Origin of the sequence: Proteus sp. G2669 (assembly GCF_009915245.1) — a bacterium.
GTDB lineage: Bacteria > Pseudomonadota > Gammaproteobacteria > Enterobacterales > Enterobacteriaceae > Proteus.
In genome coordinates, this window is the sequence record NZ_JAABLX010000046.1 from 56,689 (window position 1) to 81,304 (window position 24,616).

A 24,616-nucleotide genomic window follows, 5' to 3' on the forward strand; every position below is an offset into this window, starting at 1 on the left:
AAAAATACTTATTTAGTGTTGATGAAGCTGATTCTTTTTACGGGGCTTTCCCCCCATAGAAACGCGATAACGGCTAAAAATAAAGCCACACCAAATAACAGCAATAATGCTTAATATCATTCCTGCATAACCCATATTTGGCATACCCGCATGTAAGATAACTTGATTACCAATCAAAGCCCCTGCACCAATGCCAATATTAAAAATACCAGAATAAATAGACATCGCGATATCTGTTGCATCGGGAGCTAAATCAATCACTTTAACTTGCATACCAAGGCCGATACACATAAAACCAATCCCCCAAAATATAATCAACACAATGAATGTCGTTAAATTTTGGCTACTTATCATTAATAAACTTAAGCAAGCAGTAAGTAAAATTAGTGCAAAAAATAAAAATGATGTTGGCAACTTGGCACTATAACGACTAAATAGCACACTGCCAATAATACCAGCACCACCAAAAATAAGTAAAACTAACGTAGCAAAGTTTTGATTTAATTTTGCAATATCAATAACAAAAGGCTCGATATAACTATAAGCCGTAAAATGTGCAGTAACGGCAATAACTGTTAACAGGAAAATCCCCATTAATGGCCCGCGTTTTAATAATACAGGTACACTTTTTAATGAACCTGAATGCTCACTGGGTAATAAAGGCAAATAACGCATTAATGCAAACATGGTAATTAAAGCTAAAATACCAATTCCCATAAAAGTTGCACGCCATCCTAACCATTGCCCAACAACACGCCCAATAGGTAAGCCGAGAACCGTAGCTAATGCTGTTCCTGTTGCTAATAAACCTAATGCTTGTGCTCGTTTACCAGGAGGTGCGACTCTAATTGCCAATGAGGCAGTAATAGACCAAAAAACTGCATGAGAAAAAGCAACGCCTATACGCCCTGCAATCAACGAGTTAAAATCCCATGCTAAACCAGACAAAATATGACTTAAAATAAAAAGAATAAATAAGATAATAAGTAACTTACGGCGTTCAACTTTACTTGTCATTATCATTAATGGTAACGACATTAAAGCAACCACCCAAGCATATATTGTGATCATTAAACCTGTTTGAGCTGGGATCATTCCAAAGCTTTCAGAAATATCACTTAACAGAGCAACAGGAACAAATTCTGTTGTATTAAAAACGAAAGCTGCAAACGACAATATTATTACCCTGACCCACGCTGTTTGGCGGCTTACTTCATTTATGTTTGGTGTTGCGATATTCATAATTAGTCGATGCTTTCTTAAATAATATTGATGTATATATCATTGCTTTATAATATAAGCCTTCATGTAACGCGCTTTGTCCACTTACTCTAAAAAGTTTAGGTTTATTGGTAATAAAAAAATGGCATAAATACAAAAAATGTGTTTTTTAAAAACAAAAAACAAACCAAATTATGACTAAACTTCGTAGCTAAAGCGAATCAGCTATCAATTTTAGCATATTCATCTCATGACTTTAAATCCCTAGTGCAACTTCTTTTTAACGTTAACATATTCTAAGCATACAAAGATTGCAGATATAAATATCTCATTCGCAATCTAATTAAAATAATAAAAACAAACAAATCCGAGTAAAAATACGCAGTATATTCATTGAATTAAGATAAGAAATATTAATTTATTTATTAAAAATATTCTTATATTGATATGAAAAACGAATAAAAATAGGAAGGATATAGTAATTACTGACTTAAATTATCAATAACTTGAATTGCTTGCTCGCAAGCTATGTTTCTTGTGGGCGAAGTTGATTCATCAAAGGCATTTTTAATGGTAGCTATTTGTTCTACAGCCGATCGAGGCAAAATTAAATGCCCATTAGAAAGTGCATGATCAACCTCATTTAGCTTTTGAGCTAATTGCTGGCAACTACCATTATTCTCTTTTGACTTATAGACAGCCATAAGTGTATCGCGTTTTGCTTCTACCGTAGAAATAGTTTCGTTCATTTTTGATGATGAATTTTCAATGACTTCACGGCCTTCATTCCAAAGTTCAGCTGTTGTTTCTTTAAAGACAGACACCATTAAAATGGCAATAAAAATAGCCAACATGATTGTCAGTGATAAAAGCCCCCCTGCAATAATGAGTATCTGTTTCATCTTTAACTCCACATATTAGTTATCTCTGTTTTTAATATATATAGTTTAAATAATTCAGGTTCAATCTGGATTACGATTCTTTTTATTTTTTACATTTTATTACTGAGGTATACAGTTCTAATTATTCTTATTTTATTTTTATAAAAAATAAGCACCTAATTGTAGGTGCTTATAATCAATATATAAATTTATCTTGATAAAAATCATTTCTTAGAGCAACACGCAATATAATTTAAATTATGGCGGTTTTCTCTAAAAAAACGAAACATGGATAGAAACCTTTCTCTATTCTGTTTGTTTTTCAACCCATTTTTAATTATTTTTGCGGTTCTAAGTAAACCTTCATCACGAATTAAACCTGTAGGTGACATTAGACTCATATTGCCTGATTTCATTTTTACTTCTGAAAACCCAATATTAGCAAACAAGTCATGCCACTCTTGCTTAAACATAGGAGCCACGTTCGATTTTACGACCCCAATTAAATTATCTTTATCTACATCATTATTTTTTTTCATAATATCATGTGTTAATAACAAACCACCAGGTTTTAAAACACGATAATATTCTTTTACTAATTTAGCTTTGGCTTTATCCGCATACATTGTCAACATCGCTTCATTTAAAACAATATCAAAGCTATTGTCGGGAAAAGGCAGAGATAAGGCATTGGCTTTTGTTAGCTGAATCAAATGTGATAACTGCGCATTTTCAACATTATGTTGTGCATTAGCTAATGCCTTTTCATCCATATCAATCGCAATAATGTGACAACCATATTTTTGTGCTATTTCAATTGACGTTGTCGCCATATTACAAGCAATCTCTAAAACATAACTTGAGGTTGTAAAATGCCCGTTATTAATTAACCAATCAGATGCCTCCACACCACCCGGTCTTAAGCGTGTTTTTCCTAAACTAGCTAAAAAAGTATGCCCTGCCTTTGACTGTTCTTGAGATATAGATTGTGTTGTTGTTTGAGTTTCCATATTGCCACCCATAAAGTTGCATTAATAATGCAACTTTATAATAAAAAACATTTGATGGGAATAGTTATCATTGCTTTTCTCGTTTTTTTATAAATAAAATCTTAAAGTGCACAATAAATAAATTCTTAAATGTAAGATGAAATTTATTGAAATAGAATGAGTTAAATAAACTACTCTGTAATTACGTCATTAAAAGTAAAGAATATTAAACTTTGGATAACAACATTGACCTTCCCCTAAGGGGAATCTTTAGAGTGATAACAATTTCACGATAAAGTAAAGGAAACTGTTATGAAAAAGATTTTACCTGCCACTATTATTTTAATGAGTGCTATTTCTTTTGGCGCAATGGCAAACAATACACATATGAATATGGATACATCACATAATAGCTCTCCAATGCAAAAAGAGCTCAATGAATCTATGAATAAAATGCATGCTGATATGGCAAAAGGAATGAACACAGATAATGCAGATGTTGCTTTTGCTGATGGTATGATTGCCCACCATTTAGGCGCTATCGATATGGCTAAAATTGAATTGAAATATGGTACAGATCCTGAAATGCGCAAGCTAGCTCAAGCCATTATTGATGCTCAAGGCCCTGAAATTGAACAAATGCAAAAATGGTTAGAAAAGAATAAAACTAATAAGTAATAGATTCCTATTGGCTATGATCTTTTAGATCATAGCCGGTTTTATTTTTAATATTCCCTGCCAAATTTTCTATTCTAGCTAAATCAAATAATTGTCTAATATTCATCTCATACATTATAATTTTACTATTGGAGTAATATTTTTCGCTTTACCCTGTATGGAGTCCACATGAATAATAGAGAAAACATGGCATTATTAACCCAAAAACTTGCCATGCAAATTGCAAAATGGACTCATAATACACATTATTTTGATAGCCAAATTCCAGGATTAGCACTAACGCACTGGACTTCCCCTACATCTATTACCAGTCATACACATAAGTCAGGTATATGCTTAATTGCTCAAGGTGAAAAAAGAGTGATTTTAGGGGAAGAAAGTTTTATTTATGATGCCAACCATTTTTTAATTTCTTCCATCGATCTTCCCGTTATGGCAAATATTATGAAAGCCAGTGAGGATAAACCTTTTTTAGGGCTTGTAATGGAATTAGATCTACAAGAAATATCTCAACTGATCGTCGATAGTGAATTAATATTTAATTTAAATTCAAACGCTCAAAAAGGGATTGCAATTGGTGAATTATCAGAGCCTCTATTAAATGCATTTATTCGCTTACTCGATCTTCTTAATACCCCTGATAGTATTAAAATTCTTGCTCCAGGTATAAAACGTGAGATTTTTTATCGTTTGCTGCTAACAGAGCAAGGTGAGCGATTAAATCAAATCGTTACTGCGGGTAGTCATAGCCATCAAATATCAAAAGCCGTTGATTGGTTAAAAAACAATTTTGTAAAACCACTCAATATCAATGAATTAGCCTCATATACAGGAATGAGTAAATCTGCTTTTTATACTCATTTTCGGACAATGACATCAATGACACCACTCCAATTTCAGAAAAAACTTCGCCTCAACGAAGCTCGACGATTAATGTTAACTGAAAATTTAGGGGCAATAACAACAACATTTCGTGTTGGCTATGAAAGCCCTTCTCAATTCAGTCGTGAATATAGCCGATTATTTGGAGCACCTCCTGCAACTGATATTAAAATGCTCAAAGAATCTACTAATGTTTGAATACAATCACTTTTTATAAGCCCAATCGTTTTATCATTATTGTCTATTTATATTATTTATTATCATTTTTTTAGTTTTTTGGAAAAATAGGCAAGAGACTAAGAAGATCGGACATTCATATCTAAATGCAAAAACGATAGCATTTATATCACCCCAAAAAAGACCATATCTTTTGATGTTGAAAAATAAACTATACTTCAACGGGATAGCTATCAACTTAATATTGCAATAGGATATCAAAATGCAACTCGATTTCACTTACTACAATCCGACAACCATTCATTTTGGTAAGAACTCTCTTGCTAAATTAAATGATGAATTATCACATTATGGCGAAACCATCATGCTGATGTATGGCCGTAATGCTATCAAATCTAATGGCCTTTATGACGAGGTCATGGCAATACTAAAACATGCAGGAAAAAAAGTAGTTGAGTTATCTGGCGTTATGCCTAATCCAACCTATGCAAAAATGATGGAAGGCGCTCAATTAGTACGTGAACATAATGTCAGCTTGATTTTAGCTGTGGGTGGAGGTTCCGTTATTGATTGTGCCAAAGGCATCTCTGTTTCTGCTTATTGTGAAAATGAAGATCCTTTTCAAAAGTATTGGATTGAATATCAAGAAATTGAAAATAAAATTATTCCTGTCGCGTCAATTCTTACCATGGTAGGAACCGGCTCTGAAATGAATGGCGGTTCAGTCATTACGCATGAAGAAACAAAATATAAAATTGGCCGTGTTTTTCCAGCCAATGTATTTCCTAAATTTTCAATTTTAAATCCAGAATATACCTTTACAGTTTCTCAATATCAGATGGTGAGTGGCGTATATGACACTATGTCCCATCTGATGGAACAATACTTTTCAGATCAAGGCGCAAATACAACCGATTATTTAATTGAAAGTTTATTAAAATCTTCTATTGATAATTTGCGTATCGCACTTAAAAATCCAACTGATTATGAAGCAAGAAGTAATCTGATGTGGAATGCAACTCTGGCATTAAACACTTTGACAGGGCTTTCAAAAACACAAGATTGGCAAGTTCATATGATTGAACATCAATTAGGTGCTTATACCGATTGTGCTCATGGAATGGGGCTTGCTGCAATTTCTCTGCCTTATTATCGTCTTATCTATAAATTCGGCATTGAAAAGTTTGTACGCTTTGCTACTCAAGTATGGGGAGTTTCTACTGAAGGTAAAAATCAAGATCAAATTGCACTTGAAGGTATTGATGCACTTGAACGCTTCACAAAAGAGTGCGGTATAGTAACTTCATTAGAAGCACTAGGTGCGACAAAAGAAATGCTACCAAGTATTGCTCAATCCACAACAATTATTGGTAAAGGTTATAAAAAGTTAACAACTAAAGATGTGCTTACTATCTTAGAAGACTGTTTTTAATACGATTTAAATACAAAAAAAACGGACCTCATTGAGGTCCGCTTTTTTATATGGTGCCCAGGGCGGGACTTGAACCCGCACAGCCTTACAGCCGAGGGATTTTAAATCCCTTGTGTCTACCGATTTCACCACCTGGGCTAAATTGTATTTATCTGTTACAGATAATATTGTTAATAAACAAGGTAACAAATAAATTTAAAGCACTTACTTCTAAAATCACTAACTTTAATCTTTTACTTTTCTTTCACTAACTTGTTGCTAGTGGAAGAAAAAACGGACCTAAGTTGAGGTCCGTGTTTTATATGGTGCCCAGGGCGGGACTTGAACCCGCACAGCCTTACAGCCGAGGGATTTTAAATCCCTTGTGTCTACCGATTTCACCACCTGGGCTAAATTCTGTGGTGCGTCCGTAAATTCTTATAATTAAGATAAATACTGGTATGGACGACTTAACTACTGCACAATGCCATTCACAATGGACTTTTCTTTTGCACCAAACTCTTTATCTAAAAGAGATGGTGCCCAGGGCGGGACTTGAACCCGCACAGCCTTACAGCCGAGGGATTTTAAATCCCTTGTGTCTACCGATTTCACCACCTGGGCATTAATGGAGGCGCGTCCCGGAATCGAACCGAGGTACACGGATTTGCAATCCGCTGCATGACCACTCTGCCAACGCGCCTCAACTGCTCAATCTCATAAGAGATTGGAGCGGGAAACGAGACTCGAACTCGCGACCCCAACCTTGGCAAGGTTGTGCTCTACCAACTGAGCTATTCCCGCTTTACCGAACTTGCTGATTTACTTATTTATTTCTGTAAACCGTTGTGCCTTTCGATGCGTTGCATTCTACTGATTTCCTGAATCTAGTCAACACTATATTTGCATCTTTTTGACTGTTCGGTGAATTTTCAGTCATTTCGATCAAGCTTCACGCAAATCTGACCATGCAGCGCTCAAATATTGAAACATTGACCAGAAAGTCAACACGGTTGCGATATACAATAATGCAAATCCAAACCATTCAGCTTCAACCGTAGGACGCCATAATAACACAACTAATGATCCCATTTGTGCGGTTGTCTTCACTTTTCCAATCCAAGAAACAGCAACACTGTTGCGTTTCCCTAATTCTGCCATCCACTCTCTTAATGAAGAGATAATTATTTCACGAGCGATCATGGTTGCTGCTGGTAAAGTTATCCACCACTCATGATAATACTCTGTAATTAAAACAAGTGCTGTTGCAACCATTACTTTATCTGCCACAGGGTCAAGAAAAGCCCCAAAGCGAGTAGTTTGTTTCAATCTACGTGCTAAAAACCCATCAAACCAATCAGTTGCAGCGGCTACCATAAAAATAATAGCACATACTAATGGAGCATCTTTGAATGGTAAATAGAACACCAAAACAAAGAATGGGATTAAAGCGACACGAAATAGAGTTAGCCAAGTTGGAATATTTAGTTGCATAGCGTTCTACACGACCTAGAAAAGTGAGAGTTATTAATATGGTGCATCAATACACTTAGTGTTTCAACGCATTAAATATTTTTTCTGCTAATGCTGTCGAAATTGTGGGAACTTTCGCAATTTCTTCTACACTTGCATCTCGTAAAGCTTGTAGCCCTCCCATATATTTCAATAACATTTGACGACGTTTAGGCCCCACACCTTCAATAGACTCTAATGAGCTAGTATTTTTCACTTTCGCTCTACGTTGACGATGCCCAGTTATTGCATGGCGATGCGATTCATCACGTATATGTTGAATCAAATGCAATGCAGGTGAATCAGAAGGTAATGCCATTCCTTCACCTTCGGGGACAAAAAACAAGGTTTCAAGCCCTGCTTTACGATCACTCCCTTTTGCAACGCCAATTAATTTAGGGTGTGACTTATCCCAATCAACATCCAGAGAATCAAATACTTCTATTGCTTGTGCTAATTGCCCTTTACCGCCATCAATAAAGATAATATCAGGAACTTTATTTTCTTCTAATGATTTACCATAACGTCGAGTGAGTACTTGATTCATCGCCGCATAATCATCACCAGGAGTAATACCACTAATATTATAACGTCTATATTCCGATTTTAATGGGCCATTCATATCAAATACTACACATGAAGCCACAGTTTGTTCCCCCATGGTGTGACTAATATCAAAACATTCCATTCGTTTTATCTCTTTCATATCAAGAAGAGACATCAGTGAGGCATAGCGTTGTGAAATTGTCGATTGTTCGACTTGTTTTGAGGCCAATGCTGTTGCTGCATTTGTTCTAGCTAATTTCAAGTAACGTGCTCTATCACCACGAGGTTTAGTTTGAATTTGAATTTTTCGCCCTGCAATGGATGAGATAGATTCAGAAAGGATCGCTTTATCTTCCAAATTAAAATCGAGCAGAATTTCAGTCGGTAATGTTCTAATAGCACTTCCTTGTAAATAAAATTGACCAATAAAAGTTTGAACAACCTCATCAAGTGAAGTATTTGCTGGGATTTTAGGAAAATAACTTCGGCTTCCCAACACTTTACCCTGTCGAAAAAAGAGAACATACACACAAGCAATCGCGCCATTAAAAGCAACACTAATCACATCAAGATCATCACCAATATTGGCAACAAATTGTTTTTCCGTCACTTGTCTTACAGCTTGAATCTGATCACGAATACGTGCGGCTTCTTCAAAGCGTAAATCTTGGCTTGCTTCTTCCATTCGTGCCACAAGGCCTTCAATCACTTGTGTATCATCACCAGAAAGAAAAAGCCGTACATAATTAACTTGTTGAGCGTATTCTTCATCTGAAACATAACCTTTCACACAAGGTGCTAGACAGCGACCAATTTGATACTGTAAACAAGGCCTTGAACGATTGCGATACACACTGTCTTCACATTGACGAATAGGAAATAATTTTTGCATCAATGCCAAGGTTTCTCTTACTGCAAAAGAGTTAGGAAAAGGCCCAAAATATTCCCCTTTTGCATGCTTTGCACCACGGTAGCTAGCAAGTCTTGGGTGTTTATCTCCACTTAAATAAATATAAGGATAAGATTTATCATCTCGTAATAACACATTATAACGAGGTTGATAGCGCTGAATGTAACTATGCTCTAACAACAATGCTTCTGTTTCTGTATGTGTAATAGTCACATCAATATTTGCAATACACTTAACCAATGCCTCGGTTTTACGGCTATTTACTTGCACACGAAAATAACTCGAAAGCCTTTTTTTCAGATCTTTGGCTTTACCGACATAAATTACAGTATCTGTTGCGTCGTACATTCGATAAACACCTGGTTTATCAGTGACTCGGCTTAAGAATGCTTTGGCGTCAAATTTGTCTTCCACTTTGTAAATGACTCTCTATCTCAATTAACCCATAACGTATTGCTATATGAGTTAATTCTACATCACCTGAGATTTTAAGTTTACTAAACATTCGATAACGGTAACTATTTACTGTTTTTGTATTGAGATTTAGCTCATCTGCGATTTGTGTGATTTTTTTTCCTCTAATTATCATAGACATCACTTGCAATTCTCTTTCAGATAAATGATGTAATGGATTCAAATCTTTTTGTAATTTAGCCAATGCTATATCCATAGCAAGCTCTTGGCTTAAATAACGCTGGCCAATGCACACTTGCCGAATGGCTTGAAGAATATTTTCACACGAGGCATCTATGACCACAAAACCTTCAATTCCTAATTGAAGAAGCGGTATAGATAAAATGGAATCAGTATTAGGTGAAATAACAATAATTTTAATTGATAAGAATGAACGTTTAATCCTTTTTATTGAATCAATTAATGAAACTGAAGGAGATGAGTAGATAATAATAAGGTTAATAGAAAACTGACGACAATAGCGGAATGCTTCTGTTTCATCAGTCATAATATTTCTAATATTGATTTTTTTGATTTGACTAAGAAGTGTTTTTATTCCCAAACTAAATAACTCAACCTGACTTATTATTATTGTATTTATCAATAATTTTTCCTTTTCAGTTAACATGTTAAAAAATCTGTATTTATTTAAATATCTAATTATCATATTGCATTGCTCATTAACATTCTAGTTTTTTCCCAACCATATCTTATTTTTATTAAATCAATCTATTAACTGTTCAGATATAAATAAAGGCTCATATAAATGAGCCTTTATTACAATCAAAAATGTAAATGTATACAATTAATAAATAATACCAATATTATTTATTAAACATATCCATAATATCTTTTTCTGTAAGCATCGGTGTTTTTTCTATAAAATTATAATAATGAGGTTTATTATCTATATAAATTTGTAGAGTAAGCTTGCTTTCTTTGGTTTCAGAAAACAATCCTGCTGATACATAATAAATATTGGCTTCTTTCAAATGATAAAAAAGATGAGAACCGCAGTGCTTACAAAATGCCCTCTCACCCCATAATGATGAATCATAGAGTGTGATATTTTCTTCACCTTCGATACTCAAATCTGACTGACAATCAATTGAAAACCCAGGACCACCATTCCAACGTAAACACATACTGCAATGGCAAGCGCTGAGATCAGAAATATCTCGTGTGGTTGACAATTTAACACCACCACACAAACATTGGCCTTGATGCATCGATACTCTCCTCTTCTTTTTAAATCATGCATAAATTTTTTAAGATTATATGCATGATTTAATTTCTCAAATAAGTATTTTTAAGCGTGAATATTTCCTACATTTTTGTCTTCTGACTTTGCTTTTTAGGCGGTAATGGTGAGAAATAACCGATTAACAAAATCAATATAGCAACACCAATAAAGGCCAATGCTCTAAGTAATCCACTACTTAGCGATGTATCAATTAAGAAGAGCTTAGCGATGACAACTGCTAATAACCCACCACCAATAAACCAACTTGAACGTGATTTTTTGCGTGTTGCCATTATCATTGTCACTAATGCAGTAATTGCCCAAATAATGGCTAATACTGTTTGGATCACTTTAGAGTTAATGATCTCATACATTGTCCAGTCAATATCAGTAGTAAAGACTAATCCTCTTAATAAAACTCCGTTAGCCCACCAGAAAATTATCGCAGGAATAATATAATTGTATAATGGGAAGTTATTTTGTAATAACTGTTGATATTTAGGAGACTGTTTCATTACTGAAATAAATTTATAACCAACCCATATCCCCACAATTCCCATGAGATCCATCAGATTAAAGAGTGGTATAAATTTAATACCACTTTCAGTGCCATTATTCATATTTGCAAAAATTAAAGAAAGAGCGAGTAAAGCTAAAACAGGTACTGTTATTACTAAATAAGTATTTAGATATACTTTAATCCAATTAACTCTCATAACAAGTATAGTGCTTATTGCTATATATAAACTAATGGAAAAAATAACACTGGCAAAATGCAGGCTTATATAAAGATAAGTGGTATCTATTAGCCAAATTATTTCAGTGAATAAGAACAAACCAATAAAAACAAGATGCATAACATGAATTAATGCTTTATTTAACCTTTGTGTAGGCAATAACGTATTAACCTTAAGTAAATAGAAGCCACTCACAAATATTGCTATCCATACAATGGCACTTAACCAATTGTCAATTAATGACCCAGCAAGGAAAATATACACTAACAGAATAAGCGCTGACATTGGCCACAACAAAACAGAGCAACTCGCTAATTCAGAAAATTGTGTTTTTTTACCTACGAAATACATTCCCCAGCAACTAATAAGAATAAAAGCAAAAGTGATGGATTTCACACTTGGAGAGAACCAATATTCGCCATACTCTTGTAAAGTGAATACGCAATATCCCCAACTCACCGCAGCAATAAATAGTGTTACATATCCAATAGTACGGTTATCAATATTAATAAATTTAGCTCGATACCACAGTATCGCCACTGCAAATACAACAATCATTTGTGTTATAAACATTAGCCAATCGCTTAACGAAATAACACGCATGTTAAATAACAGAACAAAGGAAACTGCAACTAAAATAGTCCCGGCAATAGCTGGTTTCTTTTGTTGCTGTAAAACAGAAAACGCAAGGATCATAACTCCTTCAATTGCCCATACCATAGATGTCCATTCAGCAGAGAAAGCAAATGGTACAGCTAAAGTAGCAAATGTGGCTGATAGCATAAAGAAAGCAATAGCCAGTAATTTACCCTCTTCGCGATAGCGTTTAAGGACAAACCAACTCAACGCAAAATAGGCTAATCCATAAAGAGATGAAGCAATAGCAACGCCGTATTCCCATTCTGACGCTAATCGGTGTTGGAAAATAAAACCAATCAACGGTGTACCAAATAATAATGTGGCATCAAAAGGAATATTGAGCCTCAGCTTATTTTTTAATGTTGAAAGTTCCGTTGCAACACCAAAAATCAACCAATTTGCAATTAAAAATAGCTGGCAAGGTAAATAATCGGCATGAGTGTAATTTGGTATTGCCCATATAAAACCAATACCAAAAGTAAAAGCAAAACCAATAAGATTTAATAAACGCCAAACTTGCCAATGGCTAATAATAAGAATGCCTATGGAAAGAATAAGATAATAGCTAAACAATGCAATATAATTGCCACTGCCCGTAGACAATAAAACAGGTGCTAAATAACCGCCTAATGAAGCTAATACAGCTAAACTAATTGCTCGATGAAGAACCGCTAAAATAACACTGACTATACAAATAAACACCAGAATGGCTAATGCGATGCCAATAGGAATAAAATCATAAATTTTAGTAGCTGCAAAAATAGTGATATACAGCCCACCTATTCCGCCTCCTTGCAAAATAAGTGCATACATCAGATTTTTCTTTCTAAGCCACCAGCCGAGGCCTAATAAGACCAAACATCCTGTTCCAGCCATCATTAAACGTGTTGATGCTGAGACAAGTTCATTCTCAATACTGTATTTAAGTAAATAAGATAGACCAAAAAAGAGTAATAACATCCCTATTTTAGCTAACGGATTTCCTGTTACTACCCAATTCCAAATAAGTCCCAAAATTGATTTTTGTTGACGTTTTGGTCGAGGATTTAAAGCAGGTCTATATTGTGATGCGGGTCTGGCTTGAGCTGTTGTACCTATATTATCTGTTTGAGATCCAGATTGATTGGCTCTCGCTACATTCACAATATTCTCTGTAAGTGGAGTTGGTGAAATTTCAGTTGGTGTGTTTTTAGGCTCGTTCTGATAATGATGAGCAAAACGGCTCGTTGAAATTTTAGGTTGGTAAGGTTTTTGCTCCTGCTTAGAGAAGGTTGACTTATTAGAGTGTGGATTTTCTACATTAAGTTCCTTGCTAATAGAAGTATCTGCGATCGAAGGTTGTTCTTTAGGAGAAACTTTATCGAATGTTGTTTCTCTTGATACCTGTGCTTGTTGATAAACAGGTGGCTCTTTATTTTCAACCTTATTTTGTATCTCTTCTGTTTTGTTAATGAATGAGCTTGTTTTAGGCTGATAACTTGATGAAGTTGATTTTGGCTCTCCTTTTATTTCACGCGATAAATCGCCTATTTCATTTTTATTATCATCAAGATCTGCACTCTCATTTGCAGAGCTATTTTTATTTAATAACTTAAGTAATTTAGCTTGTTGTTCAGTAAGCTTTTCTTCAAGTTGCTTAATTCGATACAACAATGAGTTAGTATTTGTATAGGAATGATATTGCCAATACAAAGATACCACGACAAATATCGTAACGATGAGTGTCAGAAAATCATCCATCAACCTAATCCTTTTGCATAATACACCGTATATTTTTAATCTCTTAACCTTAGTTATACTTTAATTTTCACAGATTTATCTTAGTTTATTCCTAAATAATCAATTTCAAGAACTTTTGATTTAAACCTAGCACACAATTTCAAAAAAAAGGTATGATCTATCAACTCCTTTAATCTTCCATTTGTATTAAAAAACACACTCATAATATGAAATTAAATGACGAACTAACTAACGCAATTGCTTCTGTAACAGAAGCTGCGGCCATTGCAGCCATGCCTTGGATCGGAAAACAAAATAAAAATGCAGCGGATGATGCTGCCGTAAGTGCCATGAGAGCACGTTTAAATAGCTTAAATATCAATGGTGAAATCGTTATTGGTGAAGGCGAAATAGATGAAGCACCAATGCTTTATATTGGTGAACAAGTCGGTAATGGCAAAGGTGAAAAAATAGAAATTGCTGTTGACCCTATTGATGGCACTCGCATGGTCGCTACGGGCGAAAACAATTCTCTTGCTATTTTAGCTGCGGGTTTTAAAGGCAGTTTTTTACAAGCTCCCGATATGTATATGGAAAAATTAATTGTCGGTAAACAAGCTGCAGGTGTCATTGATCTGAACCACTGCCTAGAATATAACCTTGATGCTATTGCACAAACATTAAATAAATCAGTTGAGCAACTCACACTGGCTATTTTAGACAAGCCTCGCCACCACGATATTATTAACGACCTTCGTTCCAAAGGGATAAATGTCATTACACTACCTGATGGTGATGTTCTTGCTTCTTTATATGCCACAATGCCAAATAATAGTATTGATGTTATGTACGGTATTGGCGGAGCTCCAGAAGGTGTTATTAGTGCAGCAATAGCTAAAGCGCTTGGTGGTGATATGCAAGCTCGTCTGATTACACGTGATACCGCAAAAGGAAATACTGCAGAAAATAGAGAACTTGCTGTCAGTGAAATTGCTCGCTGTCATAAAATGGGAACTGATGTGAACATCAAATTATCACTAGATACATTAGTTCGTAATCAAGATGTGATGTTTGCAGCAACCGCTATTACGGCTGGAGATCTTTTATCTGGTGTTAAGCAACAATCCCAATATCTACAGACACATTCTTTAGTGATTAATGGTTCAACTCATTCACTACGTTATATTGAAAATTACCATTTACGTTAATTTTTCTGTTTGTCTTCTGCTCCTTGAGACATAAAAAAGCGGCACTCGATTAAGGTGCCGCTAAATATTTCAAGGGGTATGTTTATTGTTATTTATTTGAACTCAGATTTAAGCCAATAAATTTGCTGGATTATCAACGCATAACTTTTTAATAATAGAGTTATCGATACCACGTTGAGCTAATAATGAAAGGAATACATTCGGAACAAATCCCCAGCCATTTCCCCCATTTTTTGCCCACATTTGTTTTAAAAACACATCATGGCTTAATACAATTTGGCTACCATAACCTCTTTCAATTAAGGTTGCGACAGCTTCAACAGTATCCATAACACTTGGCGCAGCGCCCTCTTTAGGGAAAGAGATATCAAGGCCAATCATATCAAACTCAAGCCAAACACCGCGATCTAGCATTTTGCATTGATAATCAATATCTTTACCCGAGGGATCAGAGTGTGCCAATGAAATTTTAGCCGGGTTACAGCCCATTTCAGATAACAGAATATCTAAAACTTCATCACCACGACGTTGCCAGCCTGGCATATGAATATTCATAGAAACATGAGGATTATTATTTTGAGCAATTGCTGCTGCACGTAAGCTATTTTTTTCACCGTTAGTAAAGAAAGGAGAAACCCCAATTTCACCAATCATTCCTGCACGAATATCTGTACCATCAATGCCGACATTTAATTCGTCATCAATAATTTTCACCATTGCTTCTATATCATCAGCAAGACGTTGACCTTCAAATTTTTCGATATAAAGTCCTGAGGATGCAACAATATTAATTCCTGTTATTTCTGCAACTTGTCTTAGCTTTCTAATATCACGACCAATGGATGAAGAACCCGTTGCATCAACAATTGTTCCGCCACCTAATTCTTTAAAATTATTTAATTCAAAAATAACATCATCAATTGGCTTTTCATCCATATTATCGCAACAACAATAAGGATCGTATTTAAGTCCCCATTGAATATCTGCACTGACTTTTTTATCAACTAATACATGCGAGAACTCATAAAAAGGTTCATCAACAACACTAGAGAGATCATTAAATAGATGTTCATGAGGTAATGTCAGCCCCATATTTTCTTTTTTAACGGGGCCCATCACAGTTTGAATATAATCTTTCATCATGTTACTCCTATGCTTTCGCTGACTTAGTGGCTCTAAATTCAGGGATTGTGGTTACAATCGCGCCCACTAACGCAAATAATGTACCGATAATTGTCATTAAATAAACGGTATTGCCTAATGCAGGTAATAGCAGATCAATTAAGACAGAACCTAATAACTGACCCGCTGTGGATGCAACACCTAACATCAGCAAGCCTAAACCACGCACTAAAATAGCCATTAATGCGATAGACATCAGTCCTAAAGGACCACCTAAATACATCCACCATGTTCCAGGTAATTCAATTGTGATATGGCCTAATGCCATACGAATAACTAAAACAATCGCTAAAATAGCAAAGCCAACAATAAAGTTCCAAGTGATAGACACCATCACAGAACCCGTTGCTTCTGCTACTTTAGAGTTACCCGCTGGCTGCCAACCGGCCAATAAACCTGCAATGAAAGGTAAGCTAGCTAAATAAATAAATGACGTTGATTGCCATTGTGGATAAACAACCAATAGAGTTGCAACAACGGCCAACACTGCACCTAATACACGGTATGGCGTGAAATATTTTTTCTCATCCACACCCACACCAAAGCGGTCACACAATAAACCTGACAATATCATTCCCGAAATTAATGCCGTTTGGAATGTAGCAATCCCTAATACACTTGCCGAAGCTCCTTCAGAGAAATCAACCATCGCACCACAAAGACCGGCAAGCCAGTTCCATAATGGGATTTTACGTGTTTTAATTAAACTTGGTATTGAAGCAAATTGTTGACGGTACTGTTTTTTCGATATAATGATAAAAAACATTACCACTAAACCACCGCCAAAAGAGATAACTGCACAAGCGTTACCATCGTTTAAAACGTGTCCTAACTCACCATTAACCGCAGATTGCATTGGTGATAGCATGCCCGCTAACACCGTTGCTAACATTAGTAAGGGCACTGATAAATTTTTTGTACTCATAAGACGTTCCTTTTGGATTATTGGTTATGAGTGATTTCTTTTTTTATTTTTTAAGTAATCGATTTTTTATTTGCGCAGAGCTGCAACTCTGCGCTTTTTACTTTTTATAACAGTCATTTTTAATTCAAACTAACGTGCTATTTGATTAAGAATGTTAACCCACATATCGGTATAATGTGGCCATGCTAAAAACTGTTTACTCCCCCAGTGCGGTGAACAGTCACTCATAAAGCAACTTGTTTTCCCTTTTTTGAATTGACCAAATACCAGTAATGGATCTTCGCCAATATTTAATACAGTTTCTGTATTCTCTTTAGCTGAAACTTTGTTATAGCCAAGGAACATTGGCCATTCACCAAAACCTTTCACTGATACGTGTTCAGCATTTACGGCACTTGCAAATACACCTTCAGGCGCTTCAACACGATCGTCACCATCTAGCATTTCGACAGGTAGAACTTCTGCAAGTAATGTATTTTTGTAGTTTGCTTTAGCTTCAATCCCCATAAATGACAGGTAACCACCAATCATTAATAAGCCGCCGCCATTCGCTACAAACTCTTTAATTAATCCCAATGCATTAGGAATAACTTTCATATTGTAAAAAGTATCGTTTTGCAGAAGGAACGTATTTGCACCAATATCACTGATGACAATGACATCGTATTTAGCCAATGATTCTGCTGTTTGTGGAAAAGCAACCTGAACGGTATGAGCAGGCATATAATCGACTTCAATACCATTCTCTCTTAAGCAACTTAATAAGAACGTTGAACCTTCTTCATATTTGCTGGATGTGAAACTGTCGTAGCCTTTAGAGTGGATCATATGAATATGCCATGACTCACCAATAAATAAGATTTTCATTTTGATTCCTCTTTCAAAAAAGATTATTTATTCGGGGGATTGGGTAACAATCTGTGAATATGTTGTTTGATTGATGCGATGCATGACATTAATATCTTCAGGCATTTCTGAAGCATTACTCGTCTCAACAGCTAATGATGAAAAAGCTGATGCATAGCGTAACGCATAAGAAAACTGCTTTCCTTTTGCCAATGAGGCAGCGAGCGCACCATTAAAAGCGTCACCTGCCCCTGCGGTATTCTTTACCACTGCCGGATATGCTGGTGAATAAATATATTTATATCCGTCGTAAGCTAACGAACCTTTACTACCTAGCGTAATAACTACCTTATTTACACCTTGTTGATAAATAGAAACTGCCGCATTCTTTGCAGATCCTATGTCCAGAACTTCTATTCCAGATAATAAACTCGCTTCCGTTTCATTAGGTGTTAATATATCTACCATAGGAAGTAATTCATTAACTATTTTGTTATAAGGCGCTGGATTAAGAATAATAGGAATATTATTTTCATTTCCAATAGCAATAATTTCTTTTAATGCTTCAATATTCGTTTCTAACTGTAATAATATAATGTCTGCATCAATAATTTTATCTTTCTGTATTTTCACTTCATCTGCAGAGATATCCATGTTAGAACCAGAGTAAATGGAAATAATATTTTCGCCACTTTCCTCTGAAACAAAAATAGAGGCTGTACCTGTTTGATAATTTTCAGTTTGATATATCGTTGATGTTTTTATTCTTGAAGACGATATAAAATTAACTGCATAATCACTAAATTGATCAGTACCTATTTTGGTAATAAAGTGCACTTGTGCATCAGCATAGCTTGCAGCGAGTGCTTGATTACAACCTTTACCGCCTGGTGAAAAGATAAACTTATTCGATAATAAGGATTCCCCAGCTTCTGGTAATCTAGGCAAATAGCTAATCATATCGACATTAAATGAGCCAAGTACACATACTTTATTGATTGCTATTTTATTCACTAAATCGCTTTTATCAATTTGATCATTACACTCTAGAAATTGTATGATTTCTTTCTTAGCAACTTTATCCAACCTTTCAAATTCTATAAAAGCGCCACCATGGCATCTTTTTATAATTCCTTTTTCAGCTAGTTTATTTAAATCTGAACGTATTGTTTCTTTGGTAACATCAAGTTCTTTCGCTAAGAAAGAAACTTTTACTGCACCATTACCTTTAATCAGATTAATTATTTTTTTATGACGTTCTGCTTTCATTTAATGTTCCCTCTATATCAACAACTTTAGTTTATTGGTTATTATGGGATTGTGATTACAATCATATGTTATTTGTTAAAAGCAAAAAAAAACAGAAATAAAAAATGAAAAACAAAAGTAAACAGAAATAAAAAACAGCAATAGTAAAATTATTTAATAAATATTTTAATTTTTTAAGAAAAAACTTATTCGATAAATTATTTATTTTTAATTTATTTATCATAAAAAAATTTAATACTAAAATTTATTTATTTACTATGAATGAAAATATAATTTAAAACAAAAAAATAAAATTTACTTTTAAAGATAATAGGTTAAAAAAAAACAAATTTAACCTTACATAAAAATAAGTAATATTACTTAATTCAAATACGATTTAATTGAACTAGATGATACATTAACTATACTTATGATTGCTATTTTAACAATATTCTTATAATGAATAGATTTTAATTATTATATTTACATGGAAATCGTTCTCTCTCTATAAATTAAAATAATTTAGTTAAGAAATATAAACGCAATGATAAAAACATACTCAATTTCTATCTTTCATTTTTGTGATCTTGATTACGTTAAGTCAGATAGCAAAGTTCTTTTTTAGGAGAAATAAAACTTATTTTTTGAATTTATATTTTTTTCTAGCGATTTTTATCAAAAAAATCCATTATGCTTTGTCTATTTAATACATCATTTAGTCAAACTTTAATTTTGTTTTGTAAATCAAACAGGAATTTTATTTTTTTTACTTGCCATTAATGAAGACTATTCGTTTTTTACACGCCCAGTTTGAAGTAATTATCACTAGGATAAGAATAAAAGCAGAGAATAAGATTAAAAAAAACCACACGAGCGATATTTATCGCTAATTATTTTTGTCAGTTAACCTTTTTATCAGAAACATTTTGTCATACTTCTTTCCTCGCACTTCATCCATTTTATGCCTAAATTTATACATATCGTCAGACACAACATAAATTCCTGACAAAAAGTACAACGTAAAATAAGGATATATAAATGAAAATAAAATCACTTATCGCAATCTCATTATTAAGCGCTAGCTTTTCTCTTTTTGCCGCTGAGAATTCAACATCATCCACTAATATGCAAGCTCAAGGTGTTATTCAAGCTCAAAAAGAACTAAATAACTATGAGAAACTCATGATAGAAAAAGTCTGGGTAACGACCGAGGCGATTGATGAAAAAGGCAATAAAACAGACGCAGATAATGCCCAAGTGAGTAATTATTTTGGCCTTGCTGAATATTATCCTAATGGCACATTTATTATGTTTACACCGGAAGGTAAACAGAAAATGCAAGGCGATTGGTCTATGTCAGATGATGGTAAAATACGTACCTTAGTTGCTAAAGACACTAATGGTAAGACGTTGTTTACCCGTGATGTAGAAAATATCACGATTAAAAATGATGAATATACTTATCGTATTTATCCAAACGCTGAAGATCGCAACACCTATTTCGATATTGTGCATCATATTAAAAAATAAATTTAATACGTTGTTTTACCTGCCAATAAATCCCTCATAAACAAGAAAAAGGGCTATTTTGTAGAAACAAAATAGCCCTTGCTTTATGGTTATAGCGTACTTCTCATGTAACTATTTGAATGATGCTAAACACCAAAATTAACCCACTAAATTAAATCAAGGTTTGTGATTTTCCTTCAATCCAATAAATTACTTTATGTGCTTCTTCTGGTGTTGGAACTTCCAATTTACTTAACATACGATCCATTACTTTAATAGGTACCACTTCGTTCCTTGCATTATTTTGCTTTTGCCATTGAGCATAAGGCACTTCAATGTAAACCAGCGTTATTTTTGCATTATAACGATAAAACAAAGAGATCAGCTGATCTCGCATTTTTCTTGTAATATTAGTAGCATTCCAAACAAAAGGTTTATGCTCTCGTAAATAAACTCGAGCTTGCTCTTTTGCTTGTTGTGCTATCCAACCATTAGCATCTCGATTATCAGGTTTAATATTATGTTGGCGGCGTAGCTCATCTAAACTCACGATAGGAATATCTGCACAATATTGGCGAATATAGGTATCTTTTCCCATTCCAGGTAACCCACAAAGCACCGTGACGTCACTTCCTTTTTCAGGATAAGGCTCATAATTACAATCAGTACTATTCTCTGTATGAAAATAGTGAAAACAGGCTTTATTTGAAGAAAATGGAGCAGGTTTACGCCAACAATTTAACTCTTCACAATAAAGTGTAAATAACGTAATTTTGTCAAAAAGTCCTTGTTTATCATCACAATCGCGTCCTAAAATATCTGCCTTAGCCAATAAGGCCAACAAATAACAATCCACTCTTAACGATGCTGCAAGTAATGCTTTTTTAGGATCAGGCTTATCCATTACCCACAAAGGTAATCCATGAAAGCGAACTAAAGCTGCAATTTGCTCTCTATCAGCAAAATTTAAAGGTACTTTTTCGTAGAGAAAACAACGTGTTGTTAATTCACCTTTACGCGCATGACCCGGAGAAATAATACGCCCCTCTTCTTCCCGTGTTGTAGAACGTTTTTCTACATCATGAAGAAGTGCCGAGATCCATAAAATTTGTTGCTCTCTTTCCGTCAGGGTTCCATATTCAGGTAATGATTTAACTGAATTGATTACTCTTTGTGTATGTATCGCCACATCACCTTCTGCATGATGAATAGGGTCCTGCATAACACCTGCCATATCACTAATTTCATCGTATAATTCACAGAGGTGTTCCCATGACATCTCAGTGTGTAATTTCTTATGTAGCATCATGAAATCCCTGTGTTTTTTCCCAGATTAACGGAGCACGTCGCCAGTTTTTTTTCCAATGAACATCCGTTTTTACATGATCTTTTCTAACATATTTAAAAACGCGATGAGAAAAATCATTTAAAGAAAATGACTGAGCATCTCGTGTCACAATACCTTCCATTGGGCTTGGTTTTTGTGTTAAAACATCTTGAGATTGAAAAAAACTCGCCTGTTTGGCTTGTGAAACAATCATATTTTCAAACTCTGCTTTATCCCGACATTCCGGCAATTTAATTTCTGGCACTGTAGGAAGATCAAACAGAGAAGCATAAAACTGCACTTCTTCCCAACCTAGCCATTTATCTTTATAACGAACCGCAAACACATAAAAATATTCTTCTAAGTGTGCATATTCAATAGAATGAATGGCGTATAGATTTTCACCAAAAATATCTAACTCACCTAAATCGTTTTTCATCATTTGCCAACGTTGACGCAATTGAGAAGTCCATGCGGATTGCGTTGGTGTAGCATGAGAGCGAGCAAAAACTCCCATTTTATTTAGGCAATTATTTTCTCCATCCAACTTTTCTGTATGGATAAGATGTTTTATTTGGCAAATATCCTGCCACCATTGCGCATTTATACGATCGTCGTTTGTTGTGCCTGGTGAAAAAGGATAGTGATAGGTTCTATCATATTTTTGTGATTGATTATTCATTATCTTGTACTCATTAAGTAACAGAGGTTCTACCAAATTTAACTAGTTATTCGGTAAGTGAATTTTCTGTTTCTGCACCGTGACTTCAGTGCCTTAATGCGTATTACATAACTACAACCTAAATAATCAAAAGGGAAAGGAAATAAATATGAAGGGATATTACCTGTAAGTTTCAAAAAGAGCTAGATATTTAATCTTCAAATTTATTTGTCTCTTTGTATTAGTAGAGATTTGAAAAGAAGCTAATCATAGTGTTTATTGAGGATAAAGAATTACATTTTCAGAATTAATTAAATTTTCAGGAAAAATAAGAGGAATATCTGAAATAAACGGCATATCTAATGTTTGAGTTCCTGTTGAAATAGATACCCCCGCTTTTAGCCATGCATCAGCAACTAATTCTGTACAATAAACCCCTTGCTTGGAATAAATGCTAAAGTTTTCTCCCACGCGCTTTAATACGATCTTTACGGCATTATTTCTAGCTTCCTCGCTTCCTTTTACTTGATAAAAACGAACAGTATTGGGTTTTGCTCGACTAATAAAGAAGTCTATATTATCAATGGTAACACCATCTTTAATACCTATATGCTCACTTGGTGTTGAATGGATCACTTTAATACCATTATCTGAAATCCACACCATTCCTACGTGACTAAATCCACTTCTATCAACTTGCTTAATTATTTCACTAATAGCTTCATCACCTTCACGAAAAACTAAATCTCCATTTTTTAAATCAAGAGGCAAAGCGAGCGCATAAAATGCACTCGCTAAGAATAAAATTAAAATAGTAAAGGCACGAGTAATCACTTAAAATTAACTTTCCATTTACCATCAACATTAATCATCTCTTGTGCTTGAGTTTTTTCCACACCATCTTTTAATTTAGTTTTTAATGTCACAATCGCACTATTTTTATCTTCACTATATTCAACGCTGATAATTTCAACTTTACTCAAGCCACCTTGCTTTTTAACTTGCTTACCCGTTTCCTCTACAATCATTTTAAATTTACGTTTAAATTGTTCAGCATTTGGATCTCCTTGCATTTCGCTTAAGTAAATTAATGAAATAACTTTATCACTATTCCCTGCAGCAATCGCTTCAACAAATGCAACTGCAGCCTGACCCGGATCATCTGTTTTATCACCACACGCTGATAGTGTTATTATTGCAAATATAAAAAATAGGGCTCCCATGACTTTTTTTAACATAATTTATCCTTACCTTAGCATGATATTCTTTGACCGATGAAACTTATAAAAAGATGTCCTATATTAAGATATAAGATAATTAATACATTATTTAATAATTAACTCAATAAAGAACACGACTTTAACTTTTTCTCTATTAAATTATACGTGATAAAAATAAATTTCGGCATATTTTTATATCATTATTTATTTTTGAAAAGAAATTACTTTAAAATAGCCTTTCAGTATTCATAAAAAGAACATTTTAAACACTCACAAACAACACCATAAAATAACCATTTTTATTCTTATAAATCAATATATTAAAAACATCACTCTATCGACTTATCTAATTTTTTCGTTTTTTAATAACCTATTAAAGATAAAGATTAAGAATACTAAGCACCAATATTTTAAAAAGATCTTTAAAATAAAATTATTCGCTATTTATTATAGTAACTACTTTAATTTAGACTAAATATAATGTAATGAGTC

At 34.2% G+C, this 24,616-nt stretch carries 21 protein-coding genes and 5 tRNA genes; 5 read left to right on the plus strand and 21 right to left on the minus strand.

The features are described 5' to 3' along the window. Window positions 1-12: 12 nt before the first annotated feature. The 3 genes from GWI68_RS12660 to GWI68_RS12670 form a co-directional block, all read right to left on the minus strand. A complete protein-coding gene (locus GWI68_RS12660; RefSeq protein ID WP_166540521.1) occupies window positions 13-1,242 on the minus strand; it encodes a sugar transporter in 1,230 nt (409 codons plus the stop codon). 461 nt (window positions 1,243-1,703) lie between these two features. Beyond that, entirely contained in the window at window positions 1,704-2,123 is a 420-nt protein-coding gene (locus GWI68_RS12665) for a hypothetical protein (RefSeq protein WP_109407673.1), read from the minus strand. Between the two features lie 203 nt (window positions 2,124-2,326). Further along, window positions 2,327-3,112, minus strand: coding sequence for a class I SAM-dependent methyltransferase (locus GWI68_RS12670; RefSeq protein WP_166540522.1), 786 nt, complete (start codon window positions 3,110-3,112; stop codon window positions 2,327-2,329). A 291-nt stretch (window positions 3,113-3,403) separates the two neighbouring features. Between GWI68_RS12670 and GWI68_RS12675 the strand changes: the two genes are divergently transcribed. The 3 genes from GWI68_RS12675 (at window position 3,404) to GWI68_RS12685 (ending at window position 6,260) form a co-directional block, all read left to right on the plus strand. Beyond that, window positions 3,404-3,769, plus strand: a complete 366-nt coding sequence (locus GWI68_RS12675) for a DUF305 domain-containing protein (RefSeq protein WP_109407674.1) — start codon at window positions 3,404-3,406, stop codon at window positions 3,767-3,769. A 168-nt stretch (window positions 3,770-3,937) separates the two neighbouring features. Continuing rightward, complete coding sequence (locus tag GWI68_RS12680) at window positions 3,938-4,849, plus strand: AraC family transcriptional regulator (protein WP_166540523.1); 912 nt, start codon at window positions 3,938-3,940, stop codon at window positions 4,847-4,849. Window positions 4,850-5,090: 241 nt separating this feature from the next. Next, window positions 5,091-6,260, plus strand: a complete 1,170-nt coding sequence (locus GWI68_RS12685; protein ID WP_166540524.1) for an iron-containing alcohol dehydrogenase — start codon at window positions 5,091-5,093, stop codon at window positions 6,258-6,260. A gap of 51 nt (window positions 6,261-6,311) precedes the next feature. Here the strand turns inward: GWI68_RS12685 and GWI68_RS12690 are convergent. The 10 genes from GWI68_RS12690 to GWI68_RS12735 form a co-directional block, all read right to left on the minus strand. Then, window positions 6,312-6,398: transfer RNA gene (locus GWI68_RS12690), tRNA-Leu, on the minus strand. 165 nt (window positions 6,399-6,563) lie between these two features. After that, window positions 6,564-6,650 (minus strand) — tRNA-Leu (locus GWI68_RS12695). Between the two features lie 126 nt (window positions 6,651-6,776). Further along, window positions 6,777-6,863: transfer RNA gene (locus tag GWI68_RS12700), tRNA-Leu, on the minus strand. A gap of 5 nt (window positions 6,864-6,868) precedes the next feature. Then, window positions 6,869-6,942, minus strand: a tRNA-Cys gene (locus tag GWI68_RS12705). 25 nt (window positions 6,943-6,967) lie between these two features. After that, window positions 6,968-7,043: transfer RNA gene (locus GWI68_RS12710), tRNA-Gly, on the minus strand. 141 nt (window positions 7,044-7,184) lie between these two features. Next, on the minus strand, window positions 7,185-7,733 hold the full coding sequence (pgsA, locus tag GWI68_RS12715; protein ID WP_109407677.1) for a CDP-diacylglycerol--glycerol-3-phosphate 3-phosphatidyltransferase: 549 nt from the start codon (window positions 7,731-7,733) through the stop codon (window positions 7,185-7,187). Window positions 7,734-7,788: 55 nt separating this feature from the next. Beyond that, complete coding sequence (gene uvrC, locus GWI68_RS12720; RefSeq protein WP_166540525.1) at window positions 7,789-9,621, minus strand: excinuclease ABC subunit UvrC; 1,833 nt, start codon at window positions 9,619-9,621, stop codon at window positions 7,789-7,791. Then, entirely contained in the window at window positions 9,605-10,288 is a 684-nt protein-coding gene (locus GWI68_RS12725) for a LuxR C-terminal-related transcriptional regulator (protein ID WP_227335440.1), read from the minus strand. The genes uvrC and GWI68_RS12725 overlap by 17 nt, the downstream gene beginning before the upstream one ends. A 196-nt stretch (window positions 10,289-10,484) precedes the next feature. Next, window positions 10,485-10,889 (minus strand): GFA family protein, encoded by a 405-nt coding sequence (locus tag GWI68_RS12730; RefSeq protein ID WP_166540526.1) that lies wholly within the window; start codon window positions 10,887-10,889, stop codon window positions 10,485-10,487. Between the two features lie 97 nt (window positions 10,890-10,986). Next, entirely contained in the window at window positions 10,987-14,019 is a 3,033-nt protein-coding gene (locus GWI68_RS12735) for a DUF2339 domain-containing protein (protein WP_166540527.1), read from the minus strand. A gap of 206 nt (window positions 14,020-14,225) precedes the next feature. Between GWI68_RS12735 and glpX the strand changes: the two genes are divergently transcribed. Continuing rightward, window positions 14,226-15,206 carry a class II fructose-bisphosphatase gene (gene glpX, locus GWI68_RS12740; RefSeq protein ID WP_166540528.1) on the plus strand — a complete coding sequence of 327 codons (981 nt, stop codon included), beginning with the start codon at window positions 14,226-14,228 and terminating at the stop codon, window positions 15,204-15,206. A gap of 108 nt (window positions 15,207-15,314) precedes the next feature. On the opposite strand, the gene GWI68_RS12745 is transcribed toward glpX, so the two are convergent. The 4 genes from GWI68_RS12745 to GWI68_RS12760 all read right to left on the minus strand — a co-directional run bounded on the left by GWI68_RS12745 (window position 15,315) and on the right by GWI68_RS12760 (window position 19,428). Then, window positions 15,315-16,346 (minus strand): phosphotriesterase, encoded by a 1,032-nt coding sequence (locus tag GWI68_RS12745; protein WP_166540529.1) that lies wholly within the window; start codon window positions 16,344-16,346, stop codon window positions 15,315-15,317. 10 nt (window positions 16,347-16,356) lie between these two features. Then, window positions 16,357-17,313 (minus strand): DMT family transporter, encoded by a 957-nt coding sequence (locus GWI68_RS12750; protein WP_166540530.1) that lies wholly within the window; start codon window positions 17,311-17,313, stop codon window positions 16,357-16,359. 129 nt (window positions 17,314-17,442) lie between these two features. Next, window positions 17,443-18,180 (minus strand): glutamine amidotransferase, encoded by a 738-nt coding sequence (locus GWI68_RS12755; protein ID WP_166540531.1) that lies wholly within the window; start codon window positions 18,178-18,180, stop codon window positions 17,443-17,445. A gap of 27 nt (window positions 18,181-18,207) precedes the next feature. Further along, a complete protein-coding gene (locus tag GWI68_RS12760; RefSeq protein WP_166540532.1) occupies window positions 18,208-19,428 on the minus strand; it encodes a ribokinase in 1,221 nt (406 codons plus the stop codon). A 1,017-nt stretch (window positions 19,429-20,445) separates the two neighbouring features. Here GWI68_RS12760 and GWI68_RS12765 point away from each other — a divergent pair. Then, on the plus strand, window positions 20,446-20,937 hold the full coding sequence (locus GWI68_RS12765) for a DUF4822 domain-containing protein (protein WP_109407685.1): 492 nt from the start codon (window positions 20,446-20,448) through the stop codon (window positions 20,935-20,937). A 151-nt stretch (window positions 20,938-21,088) separates the two neighbouring features. On the opposite strand, the gene GWI68_RS12770 is transcribed toward GWI68_RS12765, so the two are convergent. The 4 genes from GWI68_RS12770 to GWI68_RS12785 form a co-directional block, all read right to left on the minus strand. Beyond that, window positions 21,089-22,225 (minus strand): AAA family ATPase, encoded by a 1,137-nt coding sequence (locus GWI68_RS12770; RefSeq protein WP_166540533.1) that lies wholly within the window; start codon window positions 22,223-22,225, stop codon window positions 21,089-21,091. After that, on the minus strand, window positions 22,212-22,925 hold the full coding sequence (locus GWI68_RS12775; protein WP_166540534.1) for an RNA ligase family protein: 714 nt from the start codon (window positions 22,923-22,925) through the stop codon (window positions 22,212-22,214). The genes GWI68_RS12770 and GWI68_RS12775 overlap by 14 nt, the downstream gene beginning before the upstream one ends. Window positions 22,926-23,180: 255 nt before the next feature. Then, window positions 23,181-23,738, minus strand: a complete 558-nt coding sequence (locus tag GWI68_RS12780) for a YiiX/YebB-like N1pC/P60 family cysteine hydrolase (RefSeq protein WP_347877531.1) — start codon at window positions 23,736-23,738, stop codon at window positions 23,181-23,183. Further along, window positions 23,735-24,142 carry a DUF4878 domain-containing protein gene (locus GWI68_RS12785; protein WP_166540535.1) on the minus strand — a complete coding sequence of 136 codons (408 nt, stop codon included), beginning with the start codon at window positions 24,140-24,142 and terminating at the stop codon, window positions 23,735-23,737. The genes GWI68_RS12780 and GWI68_RS12785 overlap by 4 nt, the downstream gene beginning before the upstream one ends. Window positions 24,143-24,616 lie beyond the last annotated feature (474 nt).